Annotated in this window: 21 protein-coding genes; 6 read left to right on the top strand and 15 right to left on the bottom strand. The window is 45.7% G+C overall.

Annotated features, from left to right (window positions below):
• Positions 1–2: 2 nt before the first annotated feature.
• Positions 3–596 carry an arylesterase gene (locus IE070_RS09185; protein WP_189482716.1) on the bottom strand — a complete coding sequence of 198 codons (594 nt, stop codon included), beginning with the start codon at positions 594–596 and terminating at the stop codon, positions 3–5.
• Between IE070_RS09185 and IE070_RS09180 the strand changes: the two genes are divergently transcribed.
• Together IE070_RS09180 and IE070_RS09175 are read left to right on the top strand one after the other, a co-directional pair.
• Positions 595–1,323, top strand: coding sequence for an ABC transporter ATP-binding protein (locus IE070_RS09180; protein ID WP_189482714.1), 729 nt, complete (start codon positions 595–597; stop codon positions 1,321–1,323). The two genes, IE070_RS09185 and IE070_RS09180, sit on opposite strands and share 2 nt — an antisense overlap.
• Positions 1,313–3,799 (top strand): ABC transporter permease, encoded by a 2,487-nt coding sequence (locus IE070_RS09175; RefSeq protein ID WP_189482713.1) that lies wholly within the window; start codon positions 1,313–1,315, stop codon positions 3,797–3,799. The genes IE070_RS09180 and IE070_RS09175 overlap by 11 nt, the downstream gene beginning before the upstream one ends.
• 104 nt (positions 3,800–3,903) lie before the next feature.
• Here IE070_RS09175 and IE070_RS09170 read toward each other — a convergent pair whose 3' ends face one another.
• The 5 genes from IE070_RS09170 to IE070_RS09150 form a co-directional block, all read right to left on the bottom strand.
• Complete coding sequence (locus IE070_RS09170; RefSeq protein ID WP_189482711.1) at positions 3,904–4,788, bottom strand: TIGR01777 family oxidoreductase; 885 nt, start codon at positions 4,786–4,788, stop codon at positions 3,904–3,906.
• Between the two features lie 95 nt (positions 4,789–4,883).
• Positions 4,884–5,246 (bottom strand): dihydroneopterin triphosphate 2'-epimerase, encoded by a 363-nt coding sequence (gene folX, locus IE070_RS09165; RefSeq protein ID WP_189482709.1) that lies wholly within the window; start codon positions 5,244–5,246, stop codon positions 4,884–4,886.
• A gap of 101 nt (positions 5,247–5,347) precedes the next feature.
• Positions 5,348–6,667 (bottom strand): ATP-binding protein, encoded by a 1,320-nt coding sequence (locus tag IE070_RS09160; protein ID WP_189482708.1) that lies wholly within the window; start codon positions 6,665–6,667, stop codon positions 5,348–5,350.
• On the bottom strand, positions 6,668–7,345 hold the full coding sequence (locus IE070_RS09155) for a response regulator transcription factor (RefSeq protein ID WP_189482705.1): 678 nt from the start codon (positions 7,343–7,345) through the stop codon (positions 6,668–6,670). It abuts the gene before it with no gap.
• Positions 7,346–7,347: 2 nt separating this feature from the next.
• Positions 7,348–7,686, bottom strand: a complete 339-nt coding sequence (locus tag IE070_RS09150; protein WP_189482704.1) for a PepSY domain-containing protein — start codon at positions 7,684–7,686, stop codon at positions 7,348–7,350.
• A 435-nt stretch (positions 7,687–8,121) separates the two neighbouring features.
• Between IE070_RS09150 and IE070_RS09145 the strand changes: the two genes are divergently transcribed.
• Entirely contained in the window at positions 8,122–8,430 is a 309-nt protein-coding gene (locus tag IE070_RS09145; RefSeq protein WP_189482702.1) for a ComEA family DNA-binding protein, read from the top strand.
• A 30-nt stretch (positions 8,431–8,460) separates the two neighbouring features.
• Here the strand turns inward: IE070_RS09145 and IE070_RS09140 are convergent, their stop codons facing one another.
• The 8 genes from IE070_RS09140 to IE070_RS09105 all read right to left on the bottom strand — a co-directional run bounded on the left by IE070_RS09140 (position 8,461) and on the right by IE070_RS09105 (position 18,843).
• Positions 8,461–9,687 carry an EAL and HDOD domain-containing protein gene (locus tag IE070_RS09140; RefSeq protein ID WP_189482700.1) on the bottom strand — a complete coding sequence of 409 codons (1,227 nt, stop codon included), beginning with the start codon at positions 9,685–9,687 and terminating at the stop codon, positions 8,461–8,463.
• Between the two features lie 179 nt (positions 9,688–9,866).
• Positions 9,867–11,363 (bottom strand): sodium/proline symporter PutP, encoded by a 1,497-nt coding sequence (gene putP, locus IE070_RS09135; protein ID WP_189482698.1) that lies wholly within the window; start codon positions 11,361–11,363, stop codon positions 9,867–9,869.
• Positions 11,364–11,869: 506 nt separating this feature from the next.
• Positions 11,870–13,540, bottom strand: coding sequence for a BatD family protein (locus IE070_RS09130; RefSeq protein WP_229797006.1), 1,671 nt, complete (start codon positions 13,538–13,540; stop codon positions 11,870–11,872).
• Positions 13,534–15,354 carry a vWA domain-containing protein gene (locus tag IE070_RS09125; protein WP_189482696.1) on the bottom strand — a complete coding sequence of 607 codons (1,821 nt, stop codon included), beginning with the start codon at positions 15,352–15,354 and terminating at the stop codon, positions 13,534–13,536. Before IE070_RS09125 ends, IE070_RS09130 begins: the two co-directional genes overlap by 7 nt.
• Positions 15,344–16,330, bottom strand: coding sequence for a vWA domain-containing protein (locus tag IE070_RS09120; protein ID WP_189482694.1), 987 nt, complete (start codon positions 16,328–16,330; stop codon positions 15,344–15,346). The genes IE070_RS09125 and IE070_RS09120 overlap by 11 nt, the downstream gene beginning before the upstream one ends.
• Positions 16,323–16,829, bottom strand: coding sequence for a DUF4381 domain-containing protein (locus IE070_RS09115; RefSeq protein WP_189482693.1), 507 nt, complete (start codon positions 16,827–16,829; stop codon positions 16,323–16,325). The genes IE070_RS09120 and IE070_RS09115 overlap by 8 nt, the downstream gene beginning before the upstream one ends.
• A 94-nt stretch (positions 16,830–16,923) precedes the next feature.
• Positions 16,924–17,889 carry a DUF58 domain-containing protein gene (locus tag IE070_RS09110; protein WP_229797005.1) on the bottom strand — a complete coding sequence of 322 codons (966 nt, stop codon included), beginning with the start codon at positions 17,887–17,889 and terminating at the stop codon, positions 16,924–16,926.
• Complete coding sequence (locus IE070_RS09105) at positions 17,890–18,843, bottom strand: AAA family ATPase (RefSeq protein WP_189482691.1); 954 nt, start codon at positions 18,841–18,843, stop codon at positions 17,890–17,892.
• 296 nt (positions 18,844–19,139) lie between these two features.
• Between IE070_RS09105 and fadI the strand changes: the two genes are divergently transcribed.
• The 3 genes from fadI to IE070_RS09090 all read left to right on the top strand — a co-directional run bounded on the left by fadI (position 19,140) and on the right by IE070_RS09090 (position 23,045).
• On the top strand, positions 19,140–20,450 hold the full coding sequence (gene fadI, locus IE070_RS09100) for an acetyl-CoA C-acyltransferase FadI (protein ID WP_189482689.1): 1,311 nt from the start codon (positions 19,140–19,142) through the stop codon (positions 20,448–20,450).
• Positions 20,450–22,588: a fatty acid oxidation complex subunit alpha FadJ gene (fadJ, locus tag IE070_RS09095; protein WP_189482687.1), complete on the top strand. Its 2,139-nt coding sequence runs from the start codon at positions 20,450–20,452 to the stop codon at positions 22,586–22,588. The genes fadI and fadJ overlap by 1 nt, the downstream gene beginning before the upstream one ends.
• A 259-nt stretch (positions 22,589–22,847) precedes the next feature.
• Positions 22,848–23,045, top strand: a complete 198-nt coding sequence (locus tag IE070_RS09090) for a hypothetical protein (RefSeq protein WP_189482685.1) — start codon at positions 22,848–22,850, stop codon at positions 23,043–23,045.
• A gap of 92 nt (positions 23,046–23,137) precedes the next feature.
• Here IE070_RS09090 and IE070_RS09085 read toward each other — a convergent pair whose 3' ends face one another.
• Positions 23,138–24,001: a LysR family transcriptional regulator gene (locus tag IE070_RS09085; RefSeq protein ID WP_189482683.1), complete on the bottom strand. Its 864-nt coding sequence runs from the start codon at positions 23,999–24,001 to the stop codon at positions 23,138–23,140.
• Positions 24,002–24,053 lie beyond the last annotated feature (52 nt).

The raw sequence follows: 24,053 nt of genomic DNA, 5'->3' as shown, positions 1-24,053 counted from the left end.
CGTTAATCAGCGTTTTGGGTTAGCCCAGACACCAACTCATACATAAAATCCCGAATAATTGGCTGCGCCTGTGCATTGGGATGAATACCGTCTTGCATCATCAGATCGGGGTTAACCGCTATCTCATCCATAAAAAACGGCCATAACGTCACTTGCTCTTGTTTTGCCAGTTTGGGGTAAATATCGGTAAAACGCTCAACATAACGTGGTCCATAATTGGGTGGAATACGTATTTGCATTAGTAAAGGTACAGCATTATGCTGTTTTACCAACGTAATCATTTGTTGTAGCTGGTTTTCAATCAGTGTAGGGTTAAATCCGCGAAGACCATCGTTGCCGCCTAACTCAATTAATACCCAATCTGGTTGATGTTGTTTGAGCAAAGCCGGTAAGCGTGCCAAGCCGCCTGATGTGGTTTCGCCGCTTATGCTGGCGTTGATTAATGTTAACTCGGTTTTTTTTGCTAATAAGGCTGGCCAGCCTTGCGATTCTTGTAAGCCGTAAGCGGCACTGAGGCTATCGCCTAAAATCATTAACTTTTGTGCCAGAACATTCTGGCTAAATAAAAACAGTACAATAACTAAGATAATGCGCATGACTAAACTACCTGAAATTCATATTAACGCTTCCCACCTTGCTAAACGCGTCAAAGTGAGTGAAGGATCACTGACTATCCTGCACGATATTAGTCTGACAATCAATCAAGGCGAGACAGTCGCCATTGTTGGTGCTTCAGGTTCGGGTAAATCCACGCTCTTGAGTTTGCTTGCGGGCTTAGATATTCCCAGTGCCGGCGAAGTGTTTTTAGCAGGGCATCCATTACACTCATTATCTGAAGACGCGCGTGCCGGTATCCGGGCGCAATATGTTGGGTTTGTGTTTCAATCGTTTTTGTTATTACCCAGCTTAACTGCTTTAGAAAATATTACGCTACCGGCAGAGCTTGCGGGTGATAAAAATGCCAAGCAGCGCGCAATTGCGCTATTAAAACAAGTTGGCTTAGAGGCACGTCACGATTTTTATCCTGCACAGTTATCTGGTGGTGAACAACAACGGGTTGCGATTGCACGCGCGTTTATCACCCAGCCAGCCATTTTGTTTGCCGATGAACCCTCGGCAAATTTAGATGCCAATACAGGGCAAAAAATCGAAGATTTGTTATTTGATTTAAACCAACAGCAAGGTACTACCCTTGTGTTGGTTACACATAGCGAAGATTTAGCCCGTCGTTGTCAGCGTCAGCTAAAAATGCAAGCTGGTCGTTTTGTTGATGCGAGCGCGACTGATGATGTAAGCCAACAGGAGCAAACACATGTGGGCTAGTATTGCCTGGCGCTTATTCTGGCGTGAGCTTAAGCGTGGAGAATTGTGGGTTATCGCTTTTGCCTTGTTTTTGGCTGTATTTTCGGTCGTTAGCTTAAGTGGCATTACCCAAGGTGTGAAAGTTGCGTTAGAGCAGCGCAGTGCGCAGTTTATTGCAGCAGATCGGGTATTGGGCTCCAGCCAGCCGTTTAATCCTGAGATTATTGCGTTGGCGAGTGCACAGCAGCTGCAAGTTGCGCAACAAATGCAGTTTGACTCAATGCTGTTTAGTGCTGAGCAAATGCAATTAGCAACGATTAAGGCGGTTAGCCCCAGTTATCCTTTACGTGGTGAGCTTATATTGCATCGCTCTGCCAGTTTAACGGAAGGCGAGCGCGCGCAAATCACACCGGGAGACATTTGGTTTGAACCGCGTTTGTTAGATCTTCTTGGTGTAGTGGTAGGCGATACGATTGAGCTGGGCAGTATTGCTTTACGCGTTGGTGGCGTTATTGTAAATGAGCCCGATGCGCCGCTGAGTGTTTTTGGCGGTTCACCACGCGCCTTAATGCACATAGACGATGTCATGACTTCAGGTATTGTGCAACCTGGTAGTCGCATTAGTTATCGTTATTTACTGGCCGGTAGTACCGTGCAGCTAGACAGCTTTGCCGAGGCAGTGAAGCCATTATTAACGGTGCATCAGCGCTGGCGAAATCGTGATCAACAATCTGCCATTGGTGGTGCTCTCGATCGCGCCGAACGTTTCCTTTTGCTAGCAGGCTTGTTAGGCATTGTGTTAGCCGCCTGTGCTGCTGCTGTGGCAGCCAACCGCTACAGTCAGCGTCATGTGCAAGCGGTTGCCATTATTAAAGCGCTGGGCGCGAATACAGCGACAGTTCGGCGCATTTATGTAAGCCATTTAACCTTGGTGGTGTTATTTAGCTTAGTGGTTGGATTGCTGGCCGGTCAGGTTGTTTTATGGTTAGCTGAGGCCGCCATTTTACATTATGTTGGCGATTTTAGGCCCGAATTTAGTTTAAGACCGCTGTGGTTAGGGAGTTTAACGTGTTTATTGTGTGCCGGCTTATTTGCTGTACGGCCTTTATGGCGTTTAACCCGAACGCCAGCAATTGAGGTGTTAAAGCAGCCTGCTGTTGTTATGTCATTCGATCGTTGGCAACTTATTACTGGTGGCATCGCCGTGTTTGCGTTGATGTGGTTGTTCTCAGGGGAGTGGCTAATTAGTATTGGACTATTTTTAGTGTGCGGTATTTTTATTGCGCTATTGCTGAGCATTGCGGCCATTTTGGTAAAAGCAGCCAAACCGGTTGCCGCAGGGCAGAGCAGTGCCGGTAAATTAGCGTTAGCCAACTTACGCCGTCGTTTATGGGCCAATAGTTTTCAGCTTATTACGTTTTCATTGGCGCTATTTTTAGCGCTGCTGCTGTATTTTGTTCGTGCAGAATTAATTGGTCAGTGGCAGCAGCAGATCCCCGAGGGGGCGCCTAATCACTTTTTAGTTAATGTAAACGAAACGCAGCGCACTGAGCTGGCCGAGTTTGCCAAAACGCATCAGTTACAGCCTGAACCGTTTTACCCCGTAGTCCGTGGCCGTTTGGTGCAGGTGAATGAGAATGTGATGCGGGAAGAAGCCACAAAAGAAGATCGCACTGAGCAGCAAACGGGTATTGGGCGGGAGCTTAATTTAACCTGGTTAGATACCTTACCTTCTGCCAATAAGGTGCAAGCAGGCCAATGGTTTACTGCGCAAAGTACGGGTGAAGTCTCTGTTGAAGCTGAGCTGGCTACGCGCTTAGGGCTAACCTTAGGTGATTCGTTACGATTCTCTATTGGCGGCCAAGAGGTTATGGCTGTGGTGAGCAGTATCAGAGAAGTCGATTGGAATAGTTTACAGCCTAACTTTTATATGATTTTAAGCCCCGATGTGTTGCAGTCTTTCCCCGCAACCTATATTACGGCTTTTTATATTGATCCTTCGCGTTATCAGTTGGTGAATCAGTTGGCAAGACAAATGCCAACAGTCACCGTGTTAAGTGTTGAGGCGATTATTAGCCAAGTACAATCGATTATATCGCAAGTGACGCTTGCTTTAAGTTTTATCCTGGTGATCATTGGATTAGCAGCAGCTTTAGTGTTGGTGGCACAGGTGCAAGCAACGATTGAGCAACGTGAGCAAGAACTGGCGATATTGAGAACGTTGGGCGCGCGGTATGCTTTCTTACGTAATGCGCTTATTTTGGAATTTACCTTTTTAGGGGCGTTAGCCGGCCTATTTGCGACTGTGTTGGCAGAGGTGTTATTACTAACATTGCAACAACGTTTGTTCGATCTGCCCTTTAGCTTCCACTATACCTTGTGGTGGTTAGGACCGGTCAGTGGCGCACTGTTAGTATCGTTACTGGGCTGGTGGCAATTGCGCCAATTGTTACGGGTGCCAGGTGCGGTATTGATCCGACGGGTTTTACAGGGATAGGGTGGGAATAGCAACGAGAATACTGTCCATTTTATTGCGTGCTAGTTATAGCGTGCTAGCCACTACGCTAGCACGCTATATTTATGTGTAACACAGAGTAGAATTTATAAGTCTAAAGCGGCTAATGCTTGCGCTAATTGCGGATACCGAAAGTAAAACCCCGCATCCAACAGTTTTTTCGGCACAACACGTTGTCCGTACAGCAGGATCTCAGACATTTCACCAAAGGCTAACTTCGCCATAAATGCCGGCATTGGCAATAAAGCTGGGCGTTTAATTCTGCTTGCTAAGGCCTGGGTGAATACTTTATTTGTTACCGCTTTTGGTGCCACAGCATTAATAGGGCCAGATAACTTGGAGTGTTTTAACGTGAAGTCAATTAAGGCCACCATGTCATCTAAATGCACCCACGACATATACTGAGTACCCGAGCCAATCACACCGCCAAGGCCAAGTTTGAAAGGGGGTAACATTTTACGTAATGCGCCGCCTTCGTCCGATAACACAATTCCTGTACGCAACAAACAAACCCGTGTGGCAGGATTACTGGCTTGCATGGCTAAATTTTCCCACTTAGCACAGATATCATGGCTAAATTCTGGAAAAAACGCTTGATAATCCTCAGTGATCTCTTGCGCATCTTGTCGACCGTAGTAGCCAATTGCCGAACCACTGATAAACACTTTTGGAGGCGTTTCTGCCTGCTGGATCAATTGGCTTATGTCATCGGTTATTTGCCAGCGACTTTGGCAAATCGCGGTTTTTTGCGCGTCGCTCCAACGCTTATTAGCAATAGGCTCACCCGCTAAGTTCACTACGGCATCCAAGGTGTTAAAGTCAACCTGCTGTAAGCGGGTAATATAGGTAAGATTATCGTGATTGCTTTTGCGTTCAGTTCGGCTGAGCACCCAAAGCTTGTTATCAGCTTGCCAAAGTCGAACCAAGGCGCTACCAATCAAACCTGTTCCACCGGTAATCAAGATATTCATTTTAGTGACCTTTTAAAAGCGATTGCCAACACCATGTTGCTGGCAATCTACAGTCAGTGAGACAACAAGACTCACCATAATATCAGTATAGCGGGTTATTTATTAACCGATAAGGTGAGCGAAACGGAGTCAGCAAAGCGTAATGCATGCGGTTTATCTATTTCTACTTCTGCAAAAATAACAGAAGGATGGGCGCTGGCAATGGCCAATACATCGGCAGTCAGCTTTTCCAGTAACGCAAAACGGTTGTTTTCAACAAGCGCGATAATTTGTTTGGTAATCGTACGATAGTTTAGTGCGTTGGCCATATCGTCCGAGTTTGCTGCCGCTACAGCACTGTATTCAATACGGGCATTCACCACAACATCTTGCTTATTCGCGATTTCATCATCGTTGATACCGATATAGGTGCGTAAACGTAAATTTTTAACTCTGATGACGGCTGGATTAAGATCCATAATTGAGGTCCTTGATGGGTAATAGTGGCTATTGTTACGTGTGAGCATACTACGTGTAGAGAACGCTTGAAGATCAGCTGTTTACCGGCTTTTACGAAACTTTACACGTTGTCAGCAAAGGTGAGAATAAAGCTAGCGCCCCCAAGATCGCTATCGGTCACCCGAATCGTGCCAGAATATGAACGAACTAATTCGGCAACAATCGACAATCCGACACCATGACCATCGGCATACGTATCTAGACGAGTCCCGCGTTCAAACATATCTTGCTGCTTTTCCGGCGCAATGCCTGGTCCATCATCTTCTACGGTAAGAGTAAAAGGATGCTGACCAATAGTCACGCGCACCTTTTGATTACAGGCCTTGCAGGCGTTATCTAAAAGGTTACCTAGCATTTCCATCATATCGGTTTCGTCACCGCGGAAAAAAGCGTTAGGTGGGCAATGCAAGGTGATATTACAGCCTTTGTCGCGGTAGATCTTTCGTAACGCATTAAGTAATTTTTCAGTTAACGGTAAAATTGGCGTTTGTTTTTTCCAAATATCTTGGCCAGAGCTGCTAGCTTTTTTCAGCTGATGCTCGATCATCGCCGTGATCCGATCTATTTGCTCTTTTAGCTCAGGTTGTTGCGCTAACGGTGACGTGCGTAACACCGCTACTGGCGTTTTTAGGGCATGAGCTAAGTCACTTAAATGATTGCGATAGCGCTGTTTTTGACGATTTTGACTTGCCAATAATAAATTGAGATCTTCTTTAATCACGCGTAGTTCTGACGGGTAATTACCATTAATATTATCTTGTTTGCCACGTTCAAGTTGTTGAATCTCATAGTCTAACCGGGTTAAAGGTTTGGTGGTCCAATAGTAGGCTAAGATACTCAGTAATAATAAACCCGCCGCGATACCCACAAACCATTTTAGTAATGTCGCTCGAAAACTTTTATGCGGTGCCATTAACATGGCATGGCTTTGGACAATATGGATCGATAAGGGAAGCGCGCTCTCACCTGAATCAAACAAAAACGCGATACTAAGGATTTGATACTCTTGTTCAGCTTGCTCTAAGGCATAAAAAATATGTTGACCGGGCACCAGTTCATTTTGGGGAATAAAAAAATTCTGGTTTAGAGAGGAATCTGATTGCCATACTAATTGTTCTTCATTGCTAACAAAAGCACTTAACCCCGAATCGGGACGATAAAAATCAGGTGCCAAGGTATTATTATTGAGTTCAAACTTATTATTATTAAGGGTAAGTTCTGACAAGATAGAGTACATATGCACTTCCATCTTTTGTTCAGCATTTTTTAATAATTGGGTGTAAAACGCTTGTTCAATTGCGAGAAAGGAGCTGGGCAGGAGTACTATCAACAGTACGGCGCTGACCAGTCCTTGACGCAGTTTTAAGGGGATCGATTTCATTTATTCAACTGTTAAGTTAAAGCGATAGCCACGACCACGCAGTGTTTCAATAGGCTTAATATCACCATCAGGATCAAGCTTTTTGCGTAAGCGCAAGACAAACACTTCAATCACATTGCTGTCTAAATCGAAGTCTTGATCATAGATATGCTCAGTTAACTCGGTTTTAGAGATAACCTTGCCAGGATTTAACATAAAGTACTCGAGCACTTTGTACTCGTAAGCCGTTAAGCTTACTTCGTCGTCTTTTAACCAGACTTGTTGGGTACGGCTATTTAACGAAATAGGGCCTGAACTGAGTGTTGGATCGGGCTGGCCAGCTGCCCGACGGATCAGGGCATTGCAACGTGCTAAAAGCTCTTCATTGTGAAAGGGTTTAGTGAGGTAATCATCTGCCCCAGCGTCTAACCCTTCTACTTTTTCTTGCCAACTGCCTCGGGCCGTCAGAATAATAATTGGGGTTTTGATTTCTTGCTTACGGGCTTTTCGGATCAACGATAAGCCATCGAGTTTCGGTAAACCCAAATCGATAATGGCCAGATCATAAGGATATTCAGACAACTTAAACCAGCCGTCTGCGCCATCAATGGCTAAATCGACGCTAAATTGTTGCAGTAATAATTGGCTTTTAATCTGTTCGGCCAGTAGCTTTTCATCTTCAACGACCAGTACACGCATTGTTATTTTTCCCTTTTAACCTGACCACTTTGGCCATCTACGACGACGTTCACAACTCGACCATCTGTTTGCATAACACGGATTTTATAGGTTCTTTGCTCTGAATGCACTTTAAGTATTCTGCCAGGATACCGCTGTTGAGCGAGTTGCGTGGCAACTTCTTTTGAAATAGTGCGATTTTGCGTGGCGCGCGGTTTCGTCGGTGGTTGTTTATCATCCTCGGCACGCTGATCTTGCAAATTTAGCGCCTGGATCGCCTTAGTACCTAGCTCAAGCGCATTAACGACTATGGGTGCAGTTAGCAAAAACAGGCTACACAATGTGAGTACACTTAGTTTCATTTCGTCCTCCAACCTCATGGCCTTTTACAGCTTGTCAGCAACTTCAACATCGTTTATCTGAAGTGGCTGTTGGCGATGTGGTAATGTAAGCAAAAGGATTTGCCCTCTGCCACAAACTTAAAAAATCGTTACGACGTTGCACATATTGCTAATGTACTGAATTATTTTAACAGCGGCAATCAACAATATACCAAGCCTATCTGATAACTGCTTAATTGCGGCTGAATGTTATTGCACTTTTTATAGTAATTAATTTGTAAAATAGTTGATAAATTTTTAATTAAAGCTAAATTAAATAGTGGTCGGTGTAAGCATTGCGTTAGATGCTCGCTGTGTTACTGAGTTGTTTTGCCGATGAAACCGACCTCGGCATAGTCGTAAAGTGGTGTATTTTGTCGCAGCCTGGCATCCAGCCGTTTCGGGAGGAAACTTACGATGAAGCAAATAGTGATTGCGGTATTTATGGCCAGCTTAGTGTTGCTTGCAAATTACAGTTTAGCAAACAACACCGCACAAGATGTAACACGCGTTGCCGCAACAGCCGCGAGTAGCAAATTACAACTTAATAAAGCGGATGTGGAGCAACTTGTTGCCATACCGGGTTTAGGTAGGGTAAAAGCACAAGCCATCGTTGATCATATTAGCCAACATGGCCAGATCACCAGTGAAGCTGACCTGACTAACGTTAAAGGTATTGGCGAAAAACTGGCTGCACGTGTCGCGGAATATGTGAGTTTTGATTAAACCCACATCCTAAAGCCTGACGGTTAAGCCTTAGGTTAATTCACCTAAGGCTTTCATTTGTTCATTAGCCCACTGCACGGCGTGATGGTAGGCATCGGGTACTTTATCCGGATCCAGTGACAATGCTTCAATAATACCACTGGCTTCTTTCCAGTTTGCCGTCTCATAACACTTAATCAAATTTAGGTATGTGGCAAGCAACCCCGTGTTGTGAATTAAGGCATCTTTGATCTCGTTAGCCAGCGGCAATTTTTCCATCACACTTTCAATAGGCTCATCTAAAATAGCATCCATTAACGACATCATGCCGGTTAAAAAGGCTTTTTCTAAGGCAATGTTTTGGCCCAAGGCCGCAAGGCTTTCTGCAAAATTAGCACGGGTCATGGCCAAGCGCATTAATTCTGCGGGTTTGTCTGTGCTAATTTGTGCCGTAAACAGCAAGCTTAAAAACTTCTTTAATTCAGCTTGGCCAAGCACGACGAGCGCGTGTTTAATTGTTTCAATTTCGGCACGACGTTTAAAAATTGACGAATTACTATAGCGTAATAACTTATAAGACAGCGTGACATCGCGCTTAAATACCTCGGCGATAGCCACTAAATCCATTTCCGCCTTAGATGTTTCATACAATAGCTCTGCTAGCGTGAACTGCGAGGGAGATAGGGCACGCGTTTGCATCATTTCCGGTCTGGAAAAAAAGTATCCTTGAAAATAACTAAAGCCTTGCTCAAGCGCTTGTTGAAATTCGGCATTCGTTTCTACTTTTTCTGCAAGTAACTTAATATGGGGAAAATCAGCAATAGCCTGTTTTATTTCTTCAATTTGTTCAAAATTAGTACTGCGAAAGTCAATTTTGATAATGTCGATATACGGGTAAAAGTGGCGCCACACGTTTTTATGTTCGTAATCATCTAGCGCTAAGGTATAGCCTTCTTCCTTTAACTGCTGGCACTCCGCTAACAAACGTTTGCCGGGTTGAATAGTTTCTAAAATCTCTATAACAACCTGTTCTCTGGGTAACATGCTGGGGTATTTTTTTAGCAACGTATCTAGCGTAAAGTTAATAAACCCAGGTTTGTCGCCTAAAAAGTCGCCTAAGTCAAAAGCAAATTGACTGCCCTCAACCATCTTAGAGGTTGCTTCATCGCCATCAATGTCTGGAAATGCATTGTCTACGCCATCGCGGAATAATAATTCGTAACCATAGAGAGCTTTGTCGCGATCGAGGATGGGTTGGCGCGCGGCGTAAAAAAACATAGAAGGGGATTCTCCAACACGTTCAGTGTGCATATGACTAATGTAGCAAAACGCTGGCTATAAAAGCCAGCGTAGCCTTGCAATTATTACATAGCATGAAATGTTATGCAGCTTGAATATTATGCACGAGCCGCACGCTGGAATTAGCCTGCGGCTACCTAAGCCATACCTGACTTAAGTTATTGCTGTGTTTTTACGTTTTGTTGCATTTTATCAAACAGGTCTTGCATTGAATGGCTAGGCGCTTTACCCAGTAAACTGACAATAACAATGGCGAGAGTACTTAAGATCACTCCTGGTACTATCTCGTACATTATTGCGCTGAGTTTTTGCCCATCTAGCGTAATAGGCAGATAAATCCATAGCAATACCGTCAGCGCACCCACTACAATACCGCTGAGGGCACCAGCAAACGTCATACGTTTCCAATATAAACTAAAGATAATCAATGGGCCAAAGGCCGCACCAAAACCAGCCCAGGCATTACTGACTAATTGCAGTACTGAGCTATCCCGATCATACGCCAAGGCGATAGCGATTGCTGCAACCAGTAACACTGACAGACGGCCTACTACCACCAATTCTGTTTGGGTGGCACTTCGGCTAATAAAGGTTTTATAAAAATCTTCGGTTAAAGAGCTGGAGGTAACCAGTAATTGAGACGATATGGTACTCATGATCGCGGCTAAAATAGCGGCCAGTAAAAAGCCACTGATTAAGGGATGAAACAAAAATTGTGAAAAAACAATAAAAATGGTTTCTGGATCTGACAAGGTCATTTGTGTTTTCGCAACATAAGCGATCCCGACAAAGCCCGTCATCACAGCGCCAACAATAGTCACTAACATCCAACTCATACCAATATGACGCGCCATCTTGATATCTTTTACTGAGCGAATCGCCATAAATCTAACAATAATATGCGGTTGCCCAAAATAGCCCAATCCCCAACTTAAAGCTGAAATGATTGCCAGTGCCGAGCTGGCACCAATCCAATTCATTAAATCTGGGTTGATCGTGGTGACAATCTGATTCACTTCGGCAAGGCCGCCGAGGTGTTGAATAGCCACAACGGGTACCAACACCAACGCAATAAACATTAAACAACCTTGCACAAAATCGGTTAAGCTCACGGCTAAAAAGCCACCAATTAGGGTGTAGATAACAACTACGCCTGCCGTAACATAGAGCCCTAACTCGTAATCTAGGTTAAATGAGCTTTCGAAAAGTTTACCTCCTCCCACCACGCCAGAAGAAGTATATAAAGTGAAGAACACCACGATGACTAATGATGAGACGACACGGAGTAAACGCGTTTTGTCTTCGAAACGTTTTTCAAAATAGTCGGGCAGGGTAATCGCGTCTTGGGCAAGTTCGGTGTAAACCCGTAATCTTGGCGCCACAATAAGGTAATTTAAAAACGCGCCGATCAATAAGCCTACTGCGATCCATGTACTGCTTAACCCAGAGATATACATGGCACCGGGCAGGCCCATTAACATCCAACCACTCATGTCTGAGGCGCCGGCCGACAGCGCAGTAACACCTGGGCCTAATTTTCGTCCGCCCAGCATGTAACCGGAAACGTCGTTATCTGTGGTTTTATACGCGTAGAGACCAATAGCAATCATGGCCAAAAAATAAATAGCGAGTGAAATAAGCGTGGCAGTTTCCACCGTTTAAGCTCCTGTTTTGATTTTTAGTTATAGGCGCAAATTAACCGGGTGTGTCTGATAGATTATTAGCATACAAGGTCAATCAGCATCGATTTGAGCTGACGTTTGCTGACGTTAAAAACACTGGGAAGAACACAAAGTGCCATCAGCAAAAGTCAATTCACTATGAATGTTAACAATACCGACCTAAGGATGCCAGTGTTAATCCACTGAGCCATCCCATATCGCGGGGTATTAACCGAAAAATACTAGGGCGTGTTAACGTTTGCTTGTTAGATTTTGTTCATCAGGCGGCGTGTGGCTAGCATTTCTACTGCGTTATCGCTTGTTTTTGTAGAATAACTACACATCACAAGCTCTGCCTTGTACAAATACTAACCACTCAGCTGCAAAAACAACCAGCAAACGTCAACACGCCCTAAAAAAGCAGGTAACAAGATATGTATGCTAAAGCGGCGTGGTGTTGCCGCTTTTCGAGGTGCCGCTTTGTCAGGACCTAGTAGGCGCTAATGTGGATAAAGCGGTGCTAATGTATCTTTAGACTGTGCCGAAGTAGGAGCATGCCACTCTCGCCAGCATTGATAAAGTTTTTGGCCTTGCCAAGCAAGGGGTGTCGAATGATAAAGCTGCTGCTCCAAGAGTTTTACTTCTGCTACAAAGTGTTGATCCTCAAGATGTTGACATAATTGCCCTAAGGATAAGATGGGCTGTTTAAATTGTTGCTTACCCCAGGCCAGCAATTCTGTTGCTGCTAATTGCGCGTCCCCTTTTAAACAAGCATGTTTTAAACGTTTGTTATCAAAGGGGCTACGTGCTGACAGGATAACGTTGGGGGGCGTTACTGTGCGCCGAGAAAGGATAAACCAAAAGCCCAACAGGGTAAAAAGCCAACCCAAGGTTAGGAGCGTGCTAGTGTAATTCCACTGCCAAGGGTTATCGTTAATATACTCGGTTTTAGTTGCCTCAAGGACAGTACGCTGCGTACTTTCACTCGTTGCTGCTGGCAGGTTACCTGTTGCGGCATTAACACGCAGTGTGCGTTGGGGCAATACGGCAATCTCTTGCTGATTGGTTTGGCTATTCCACCAAGGCAAACGAATTTCGGGAAGTGTGATATCGCCACTTTCATTGGCAATAATGGCGGTAGTAAAGACTTTTTGTGCCACTAAGCGATTACTGCGTTCCGCACTTTTGGTTTGCGGTTGTTCTTGGTAAAGTCTCAACTGGCTTGGATACTGCGGTGTTAAATCGGGTAATTGACTGCCTGCAACATCTACCGCCGATAACGTTATAATGCGCGTGATGGGCTCCCCAACGGTGAGTGTCGAAAGTTCTGGTTGCCACTCCTCGGTTAATGTCACTAAGCCCGCCACCAGCCAAGAACCGGCAAATTCAGCAGGTTGCGGTTTTACCTCTAGCGTGATAGGCGGCGCTTCTGCCATCACGGTTTTGCTACGGGCAAAATAATTGTAATTCCCCACATCGCGTTCAATCATATCGCCAGTAAAAAGCGGCGGGGTTATTGTGACTGTGCCGCTGCGCTGCGGCGTAATGCTGTAACGACGGGTTATGGTGCGGTAGCGCACCCCGTCTACTAAGTCATTACCTTCAACATCCTGTCCGACACGTTGGATCTCCGCACCTTCTAATTGTGGTTCTGTTAAGTTACCCCGTTGTAAATCACCGCTAAAATAAATGACTACATCATAGTAGAGCATTTGTTGTACAAAAACATTGGTGCTGCCGACCAAGGTGGCATCTACAAAAAGTTCGCGCGGCGTGTTTGGGCTGGCTGTTTGCGCTACTATCGTCAATTCAATAGGCAACGATCGAATACCATTAATCTCAAACGCGGGAATAGTCACATTACGGGGTTGTAAGGGAAATAACGTAAAGCTCCAGCGTGTACTTTGGGTACGTTGGCCGTTAACGATCTGTGTACTTTGACTAACAGAAGGCGCCATCACATTAAACCACGTCGACAATTGTTGATAGTCTAAATCATTAGCATTTAATCTTGCATCAGCCGTGACGGTAAGGGTGATGGCTTCGCCAGCCAATACTGGATTTTTATCTACTTGGCTTTGTAAAGTGGTAAATGCCAACAGGGGCGAACTACTGAGTAGCATAACGAACAAGAAAAAAGTGCTAATAAAAGTAAACTGAATTTTCACCATTCCTGACGGGCTCCTGCAGGGGGTTGGAAACGACGTTTTTGGTGTTCTAATAACATACGATTTCGGAGCAATAGCCCGGGATCGTCTTGCACCTTACGTAGCAAATTTTCTAATTCTTGCTGTTGTTCTGGCGTTGCATTCGGCCAGCTTTGCTCAATAATGCTTCGTGTTTGCTCTGTAGTAGGTGTGTCTTCAGTGTTTTCCTCTAGCCTAGCTTGCTGTGCGGTTTCTTCTGATCCCGCTTCTGCTTCTGCGTTTGCCTCGGCGCTAGATTGCTGTGCATCTGTGGGTTGCGCAGTGGCTTGCTCTGCCGCATCTTCCGATGGCGCCTCTGATGATGACGTATCGTCGTTTGTGTTAGGCGATTCTGAGGACGATTGCTGAGATTGCGCATCGCTGTCATCTGCCCCATTTTCTTGTGAATTTTGCTGATGTTGTTCAGCTTGTTGCTGCAGTAACTGTCGCATCAATTCAGCATTTTTTGCTGCATTTTCATCTTCGGGTGCTAAGCGTAATGCTTCTTGGTAAGCATCGAGTGCTTGTTGATATTGTTGCTGCATCGCTAGCGAATTACCTAAATTATGCCAGTTTGCTGCGCTCGCTTCTTGTTCGATCGCTTGCCAATACGCGGTTGTTGCTTGCTGATAATTCCCCGCTCGATAAGCCGCATTGCCTTGCCACAAGGGATCAGTGAATTTTTGCTGAGCTTGTGCATACTGTTGCTGCTGATAATCTTCTATTGCTTGTTGTTGTTTGGTTTGCCAAAGATCACGCCACTCAATCGCTTCAGCAGAGGGTAAATACATCGCAGGGATCAGCAATAAAATGGGGGCCCGCCGTGCTAACCAGAGCGCCAGTGGCAGCAACAGCCAGACGAAATATACCGCATTATCTTGCCATTGATCACCTGCCAATGTTTGCACGGGCGCGCGACTGGGTAAGCCATCTTGCTGTGTATTGAGCAGGGCTTGTAAATCACTGTTATCCGCGCTTGCTTGTCTAAATTCGCCACGGCCCTGTCGAGCAAGCGTTTGCAGTTGCGCTAAGGGGACACGTGGCAAGACTACCGCACCTTGTGCATTTTTCAATAATTCCCCATTCTCTAATTGCACAACAGCGCCTTCTGCCTGGCCAAACGCTAATATAGACAAACGATAGGGGCTGGCATTGCGCCATTGTTGTAAAGCCAGAAAACTGTCGTTATCAAAGCCATCAGTGAATAAAACAATATCGCCAGAGGGATAGCCCGCTTGTTGCAAAAGCTCAGAGGCGAGTTGTAGTGCACCTAATACATTAGAGCCCTGAGTAGGCATTAATTCAGGCCGTAAGGTGGGGATTTGTAATCGAACATTATTGTGATCAGGGGTCAGTGGTGAAATAACAAAGGCGTCTGCCGCATAACTGATCAGGGCTAAATCCCCTTCTTTAAGGAGATCCACAAAATCGAGGGCTTTAAAACGTTGTTGTGTTAGGCGATTAGGCGCCATATCGGTGGCCCGCATCGACATCGACATATCCATTACCAGTACCGTTGCCTTTTTTACAGTCAGGGCAGGTTGGGGTAGCTTTTGCCATGTAGGCCCACTTAATGCGAAAACCGCTAAGAACCAGCAGAAAGCCAATAAAGGCAGCGCCCAAGGTTGTTTACGTTGTACTTGTTGACCAATCAGCACCGCAGTTTGTAAATGGCGAGCAATAAGCTGCTGCCATGGGCTCGAATCATGGCGGTAGTAATACAATAACCACCAGAACAACATGACTGGCAGCAATGCGACTAACCAAACTGGCCGCAGTAGATGGAAATCAGCGAGCATGTTTAAACACTCCCGACCAATTAATTTGCCGCCATGCGAGGAAAAATGACAGTAGCAAGGCCGCGGCTAAGCTCCAATGTACTAAGCTGCGCTGCGGTCGAAACGTCACTTCTTCACGCTCAATCGGCTCAAGTTCATCTAATAGTGTGTAAATCGCATCTAATTCTTGCGGGTTACGTGCTCGAAAGTAGCGGCCACCCGTTTCTTCAGCCAGTTTAATTAGCAGTGGCTCGTCTAAATCTTGTGAGGGATTGATTACGCGTTGGCCAAATAGGCTTTGTTGAATCATTTGCTCTGCGCCTAAACCAACAGTATAAATTTTGATACCGGCGGCTTTGGCCAGTGTTAGCGCTTGCATCGGATCAATATCTCCCGCGTTATTTGCGCCATCACTCAGTAAGATAAGTACTTTATTACTGGCGTCATAAGTGTTTAGACGTTTTACCGTTAAACCGACCGCTTCGCCAATCGCCGTGCGCTGTCCTACTAACCCTATGACCGATTCTTCTAAAAAGCGTTGCACCGTAACCAAATCAAAGGTGAGTGGCGTTTGCTGATACGCCGCATCAGCAAATAAAATTAAGCCAACGCGATCGCCTTGTCTGGCGGCGATAAAATCACGTAACACGGTTTTCATAGCGTCTAGCCGCGTAATATTCCCGGTGGGGGTTGCCATATCAGGTGTGTTCATCGAGCCTGATAAATCTAAGGCTAACATTAATTCTCTGCCCGGTTGCGGCAGGCTAATGGGCTCACCTAACCAACGAGGCTGAGTCGCACTAATAACCAGCAATACCCAAATAAGCGCAGCGCAATAGGGCGCAACACGGGTTAATTCAACTTTTACTTCCTGTTGCCGACCCAGTTTCGCCAGCGCCGGTAAATTTAGTGCGCTCCCCAAAGGTTGGCGCTTTTTTTTAAGTAGCCATGGCAAGGGTAAGGCCAATAGTAGCCACGGATAGGCTAAATCAAGCATGGTGTGTCCCTAACATTGCAGTAGCGGTTGGCGCAAAACGTTTTTTGCTAAAATGTTTAATAATGTATGCCGCCGCCAGCCAAAATTGTTGATGTGCTTCTGTCTCTGCTGTTGAGGGCGCTTTATACAACAGATGTTGTAAGTTTGGCAGGGGCAGCGTTGTGGGTAATTGCTGTTGTAAAAAAGCCTGCCAAGCGGTGATCGGGGCCGATAACATGGGATGTGTTGGATGATAAGTGCGTAGTAAACGTTTCAATAAGTGATTGATGTGTTCCGCAGCCGCAGGTTCTTGCCAACGTATTTGTTGCAGTGTCTGCCACGCTAAGCGTTTTGGCGCTTGAGCTTGCCAATATTGATAGCCTCTCCACGCCAATAATGCTAACAACAGCAAAGCCAATACCATAATAACATAATGGCCTAATGCCGGTTGCCAAGGGAGCAGTAATTCCGGTTCGTAAATATCAGCAAGGTGTTGCAGTAAGTCGTTAGTTGTGGCCATTTTTACTGTATTCTTGTGGCATTACCCTGTGGCAAGGCAATGAAGATAATATCAATGTTAACATAGCATTCCTGTTCAATTCGTTCACCCTGTTTTAACGCACGGGTAACGTTAATTGATTAAGCAAAGGGACTGCACTGCTGAAGGTTAAATAGCGACACCCTAATTGATGTAATTGTTGCTTTACCCGATGAGTCACCTCAGTTTGTTGCTGTTGATAACGGTTACGGATAGCGTTATCGCCTAAGTGAACGGCAACAGTTTCTTGCTGAGCGCTGACCAATGCGGTGCCCTTAGCCATGTGCGGAATTTGTTGCTCTAAGGGATCGAATATATGACAACAATGCACTTCATTGTGTTGGCAGATCAATTGTAAATGCCGTAAGGCTTCAGCATCTAATTGGCTAAAATCCGAAACAATAAAGAGCAAACTCCCTGGCCGAAGCAAACGCCGTAACTCTGCTAAGGCGTGGGCTAAGGTTAATGGCACTGCAGGTTCGACGGTTTCGTGCTGGTGAGTGTCTGCTTGATGAACTTCAATCAGTGCTTGTAAATAGCGCAGCACCCCCCGTGTTCGGCTGGCAGGTTTTAACAATCTGTGGTGGTGTTGGCTAAACACTAAGCCTGCTAATTTGTCACCTTGCGCCTTGCTATGCCACGCAATGATTGCCGCTAAATGCGCCGCTTGCACAGATTTTAACAACAACGTGGAGCCAAAACGCATCGAGTCGCTTAAATCGGTTAATACAAAGACAGGGCGTTCTTTTTCTTCTCGAAACAGTTTAGTGTGTACTTTACCGGTACGTGCAGTGACGCGCCAATCGATGGCTCTTACGTCATCGCCCGGTTGATAATGTCTGACTTCGTCAAACTCCATGCCTCGGCCTTTACTTTTCGCCAGATAAGTACCTGCCAGCTTGCTTTGAATTGCCATTTTAGGGGCAATATCTAAGCATTGCGTATGGCGCTGATAGGCCAACAGCTCAGGTAACGCCAGCGTTACACCATTGGCTTGAAGCGTAGTAAGCCATGACAACATATCGGCATTTAGCATGGGCATTTAGGGTACGGCAACGAGTTGTAAAATCTCATCCAACACCTGATCAGTGTTAATGCCTTCTGCTTCAGCGCTGTAGGTTAAAATGAGACGATGCCGCAGTACATTATGAAATACCGCTTGAATGTCTTCGGGCGTAACAAAATCGCGCCCGGCCAACCACGCGCGTGCGCGTGCGCAGCGATCAAGTGCAATGGTGGCGCGCGGGCTGGCGCCATAGGCGATCCAATTCGATAATTTTGCACTGTAGGCTGCCGGTTGGCGGCTTGCCATAATTAGCTGCACAATATATTGCTCTAAACTCTCGGCTAGGTGCAGCGATAAAATAGCCTGTCTTGCGGCAAAGATGTCCGTTTGACTAATTTTTGGTGCAGCCAAACTGGCATCATGGCGCGCCTCGGCACGGGTTAAACGTAAAATGGCCAATTCGGTTTTGCTGTCTGGATAATCTACTTTTAAATGCAGTAAAAAGCGGTCTAACTGTGCTTCTGGTAACGGATAAGTGCCTTCTTGCTCTAAGGGGTTTTGGGTGGCCATCACCAAAAACAATTCCGGCAATTTATAGGTATTACGACCTACGGTAACTTGCTTTTCAGCCATAGCTTCTAAGAGTGCCGATTGCACTTTAGCCGGCGCACGGTTGATTTCATCTGCTAAGATAATATTGTGAAACAGAGGCCCAGATTGAAAAGAAAATTGACCTGTTTCAGGACGATAGATGTCAGTACCGGTTAAGTCAGCAGGTAGCAAATCGGGGGTAAATTGTATGCGATGAAATTCGCCTTCGACACCTTGTGCCAAGGCATTGACCGCGCGGGTTTTAGCTAAGCCCGGAGGTCCTTCTACCAGTAAATGACCATTTGCCAGTAAAGCCAGCAAGATCCCTTCGGTAAGGGCCGGTTGCCCAAGAACCTGACTATCAAGGTAAGATTTTAACGATGCAAATGCCTGAACCATAATTATTTATCTTATGTTGAACAAAATGAGTAAGTCTCTACCGCGATAGATAACTCGCTTAACCCTGTCAATGGTGTTTACTGCCATGCGTTAGGATTTCCCGATTTTATCGCATCGCTTTGACGATAAAACCTTTATAAGGTTCCTGATTAAAGAAAACAAGAGGTTTAAATCGATCCCGTTGTCGCAGAAGTTTTAAAACAACTGTTTTAATTTTTGCTGACAGTGGTTACAATCGAAGCATCTTGTAGAGGTCTGACCTGTAATACTACCTAACACAGCAAACGAGGAATACTATGGCCGCGCCAATAAAATTAACCACTCGCCAAGGCGAACGCATTGCGATCGTCGCCGGGCTACGCACGCCTTTTGCCAAACAAGCGACCGAGTTTCATGGTGTCTCTGCGCTTGATTTAGGCAAATTAGTCGTTAATGAGCTTTTAATTCGTTCTGAATTAGATCCCGCGCTAGTTGAACAAGTGGTATATGGCCAAGTTGTGCAAATGCCCGAAGCGCCAAATATTGCCCGTGAAATTGTGTTAGGCACGGGCATGTCGGTGCACACCGATGCCTACAGTATCTCGCGGGCGTGTGCCACCAGCTTTCAGTCGGTAGCGAATATTGCTGAATCTATGATGGCGGGGATCACGCAAATTGGTATTGCCGGTGGTGCGGACTCCAGTTCTGTTTTGCCGATAGGTGTCAGTAAAAAGTTGGCGCGCGCGCTGGTTGATTTAAACAAGGCCAGAACCTTCGGCCAAAAACTGGCTATCTTTCGCCGTTTAGGCTTAAAAGATTTATTCCCTGTGCCGCCGGCAGTGGCGGAATACAGCACTGGGCTATCTATGGGCGATACGGCTGAACAAATGGCAAAAACCCATGGTATTAGCCGTGCATCACAAGATGAGATGGCGCATCGCTCGCACACGTTAGCAGCGGCCGCTTGGCAATCGGGTAAATTAGCGGGTGAAGTGATGACCGCGCATGTTGAGCCTTACAGTCGCTTTTTGCAAATGGATAACAACATCCGTTTAGAGTCAAAATTAGAGTCTTATGCCAAGTTAAAACCGGTATTTGATCGTGTACACGGCACCGTGACCGCTGCCACCAGCACACCGCTTACAGATGGTGCTTCAGCCGTACTTATGATGACCGAGAGCCGTGCTAAAGCGTTAGGCTATAAGCCACTGGGCTATATTCGTAGCTATGCTTTTGCGGCCATTGGTGTGTATGACGATATGTTAATGGGCCCCTCGTATGCCACGCCAATAGCGCTTGACCGTGCGGGGTTAACCTTAGCCGATCTCACGCTAATTGAAATGCATGAAGCGTTCGCTGCACAAGCCTTAGCCAATGTAAAAATGTTTAGCAGTCGTAAATTTGCGCAAGAAAAATTGGGCAGAGATCAGGCTATCGGCGATATTGATATGGACAAGTTTAATGTTAACGGCGGCTCTTTAGCCTATGGTCACCCGTTTGCTGCAACGGGCACGCGGTTAATTGTTCAAACGTTAAATGAATTAAATCGCCGCGGAGGAGGTATTGGCTTAACCACCGCTTGTGCCGCGGGTGGCTTAGGTGCAGCGATGATTGTGGAGACAGAATAATGAGTGAACAACGCGCAAACAGTTTTTCATTAAGCGTACGGGAAGACAACGTTGCTATCTTGACGATGGACATTCCTGGCGAGAGCATGAATGTGCTCAAAGCCTCTTTTGCTGATGAAATTGAGCAAATCTTAAAACAAATTACCAGTGATACCACCTTGAAAGGGGTAGTGTTTATCAGTGGCAAAAAAGACTCGTTTATTGCGGGTGCCGACATCAGTATGTTGGATACGTGTACCTCAGCAGAGCAGGCTACCACTATTGCCCAAATGGGGCAGCAAATGTTTGATCGTATTGCGCAGTTACGTTTACCCGTCGTTGCGGCAATTCATGGCCCGTGTTTAGGGGGCGGTTTAGAATTAGCCATGGCGTGTCATGCGCGCATCGCCACTAGCAGTCCGAAAACGGTGTTAGGTTTGCCGGAAGTGCAATTAGGGTTACTTCCTGGCAGTGGCGGTACCCAGCGTCTTCCTTCGCTGGTTGGCGTACAAAAAGCCTTAGATATGATCCTAACCGGTAAGCAATTACGTGCGGCTCAAGCTAAAAAATTAGGCTTAGTGGACGAAGTTGTCCCTGAAAGTATTCTGTTAGACGCTGCAGTAAAAAAAGCGCTGGCAGGCAAACCAAAAGCAGTAAAGAAAAAACGCAGTTTATTAAATACGTTGTTAGAGAATACTGCGCCTGGGCGCAAACTAGTGTTCTCACAAGCAACTAAACAGACGTTGGCAAAAACGCATGGTAACTATCCCGCTGCGCTAAAAATACTTGAGGTTATTCAAACCGGTGTAGAGCAAGGCTATGTAAAAGGCTTGGCCGCTGAAGCAAAAGCCTTTGGCGAATTGTGTATGAGTAAAGAGTCGGCTGCACTTCGCAGTATCTTCTTTGCGACGACTCAAATGAAAAAAGAGTCAGGTGCTGGTGACACCTTGCCGCGTAAAGTGCGTAAAGCGGCGGTATTGGGTGGGGGATTAATGGGCGGTGGTATTGCCAATGTTACTGCAACAAAAGCCAATATCCCGGTACGCATCAAAGATATTTCGGAGCAAGGTATTAGCCATGCATTGAAGTACAGTTTCGATCTTCTTAATAAAAAATTCAAAAAGCGCTTTATCAGCAAAGCTGAGATGCAACAGCAATTGTTAAAAATTACTGGTACCACCGATTATAGCGGTTTTCACGATGTGGATATCGTTGTTGAAGCGGTCTTTGAGGATCTCGATCTTAAACAACGCATGGTAGCCGATATTGAACAGCATTGTGGCGAGCAGACCATTTTTGCCAGTAATACCAGCTCGTTACCGATCCATAAAATTGCTGAAAAAGCGCAGCGTCCTGAAAACGTTATTGGCCTACATTATTTTTCGCCAGTGGATAAAATGCCATTAGTCGAAGTCATTGCGCACGAGAAAACCTCGGCTACCACCATTGCGACTACGGTAGCTTTTGCCCGTAAACAAGGTAAAACGCCGATTGTGGTAAAAGACGGCGCCGGTTTTTATGTCAATCGTATTTTAGCGCTGTATATGAATGAAGCGGCTAACATCTTATTGGGTGGTGAACCGGTTGAGAAGATTGATAAAGCCCTAGTTAAGTTTGGCTTCCCCGTTGGCCCGGTCACTTTGCTGGATGAGGTAGGTATTGATGTAGGTGCGAAAATTTCGCCTATTTTAACCACCGAGTTAGGCGAGCGATTTGCCGCACCGGCTGCGTTTGACAAGTTGTTAGCCGATGGCCGTAAAGGCAAAAAAACCGAGAAAGGGTTTTATCTCTACGGCAAAGCGGCGAAAAAAGGTAAAAAGCAAGTCGATGAGGCGGTATATCAGGTGCTGGGTGTTACTGCTTCACCAAGTTTACGTGCAGAAGATATTGCCAGTCGGTGTACGGCACAAATGCTCAACGAAGCAGTGCGTTGTTTGGAGGAAGGAATTATTGCGTCGGCTCGTGATGGCGATATTGGCGCTATTTTCGGCATTGGCTTTCCACCGTTTTTAGGAGGCCCGTTCCGCTATATAGATACCCTTGGCGTAAATAACGTGGTTGCAACGTTACGGCAGTTAGAAACCCGTTTCGGATCGCGTTTTACCCCCTGTCCGTTATTATTAAAAATGGCAGAGCAAGGCGAGCGCTTTTACGTGTAAGGTGTATTAGGTTTCTCGGTCGCACCGCGTGTGTACCCTCAAAAAAAGAGCCGCTTGGCTCTTTTTTTGTACATAAATTCGACTAAAGATTAACAGTCTACTGCGATACTTTCTGTTAAAATAACACTATAAAGTGCGTTTTCGTGCTTACTGGGTGTTTAACCTGTTTGTTAGTAAACGTTGAGCAAAAGGGTTAGTGCGTTTTTATACGCGTGTGGCCTCATTAACAACATATTCAAGTGTTAAAAGGTGGGAAAAGGTGTTGGTATTTCCAGTTGTATGGCTAATGGTGGTAGTGGGGGTTTACATTGCGGCGCTGCGCAATGGGATGCGCGCGCTACAATGGGCTATAGCGGCATTTTTTACAGGTCCCTTACTGTTACCCTTATTTAACAGTTATAAACGCTTAGCTATTCAACGAGCGCGTGCTAAAAACGACACTATCTTTAGGCCATAACGCTTTAGGCCAAAACGTTAAGTTCACGATTGTTAGGCTTTTATCATCGCGAGAAACGCATAAGCGTTGGCTCATTTTTTTTTAGCAACACATCAAGACTGGAACACCTCAGCTACCTGCTGCTTTAGACCGGCTACGACAGATTGTAATTCCTGATTAAATTGATTGTCACTCAAATGTGCAGCGTACAGTGCTAACGTGATCTGTGGGGCGTCATGATGCGCAACTAAGCGACCCGTTTTAAGATGCTCTGTAATCATAGTCCTTGGTAAGTAGGCATAGCCTGACGTTGTCAGTAGCCAATTTACGGCTAATTGTGCACTACTACTGCGTAAGATGATTGGTGCTTGCTCATAACCATGTCGAGCATGTTGTATGTCGAAATGGCTTCCCCAGTCTATATAGCAGTACGGCTGGCTGGCGCTAGCGTTAGCGTTGTCTATTACAGGGCTACTCACCGCGAGTAAGGTTACATCTGCCAATTTCTCGACACTTATGTCATCTGTTTTTGGGGGATCAAACACCACCGCAAGATCTATTTGATGTTCTAGCAAATGGCGCGTAATAAGTTCGCGGTTAAGGGTATCGGTACGCCAAAATAATTCTGGTTTTTGTTGTTGTACGGCCAAGAAAATCGGTTGTAAAAACGCATCCCAGATACTGGTGGGAGCAGCCAGAGAGATTTGGCGTGCTTGCTGTAAACTCAATGCAACATCCTGTCGCGCGAGGTGTAATGCCGACAGCATTGTTTGCGCGTGCGGCAGTAATCGTTCGCCTGCTGCTGTTAATTGAATATTGTTTCGATACCGAACAAACAGATTTACCCCAAGCAGTTGTTCAAGTTGTCGGATCCGAAAACTCACCGCAGATTGGGTTAAATATAGATTTTCTGCCGCTTTGCCAAAATGGCGAGTACGCTGGACTTCCAGAAAGGTTTTCAGTAACTCAGTATCCAAAATGCGCCCTTAATTAAATTTGTCGTAACGATAAAAAATTTTTGTTTTACGA

The organism is Alishewanella tabrizica, from assembly GCF_014652375.1.
In the GTDB taxonomy this organism is placed as follows: Bacteria; Pseudomonadota; Gammaproteobacteria; order Enterobacterales; family Alteromonadaceae; genus Alishewanella; species Alishewanella tabrizica.
Note: the sequence above shows the minus strand (reverse complement) of the source record. Positions and strands in the feature narration are given on the sequence as shown.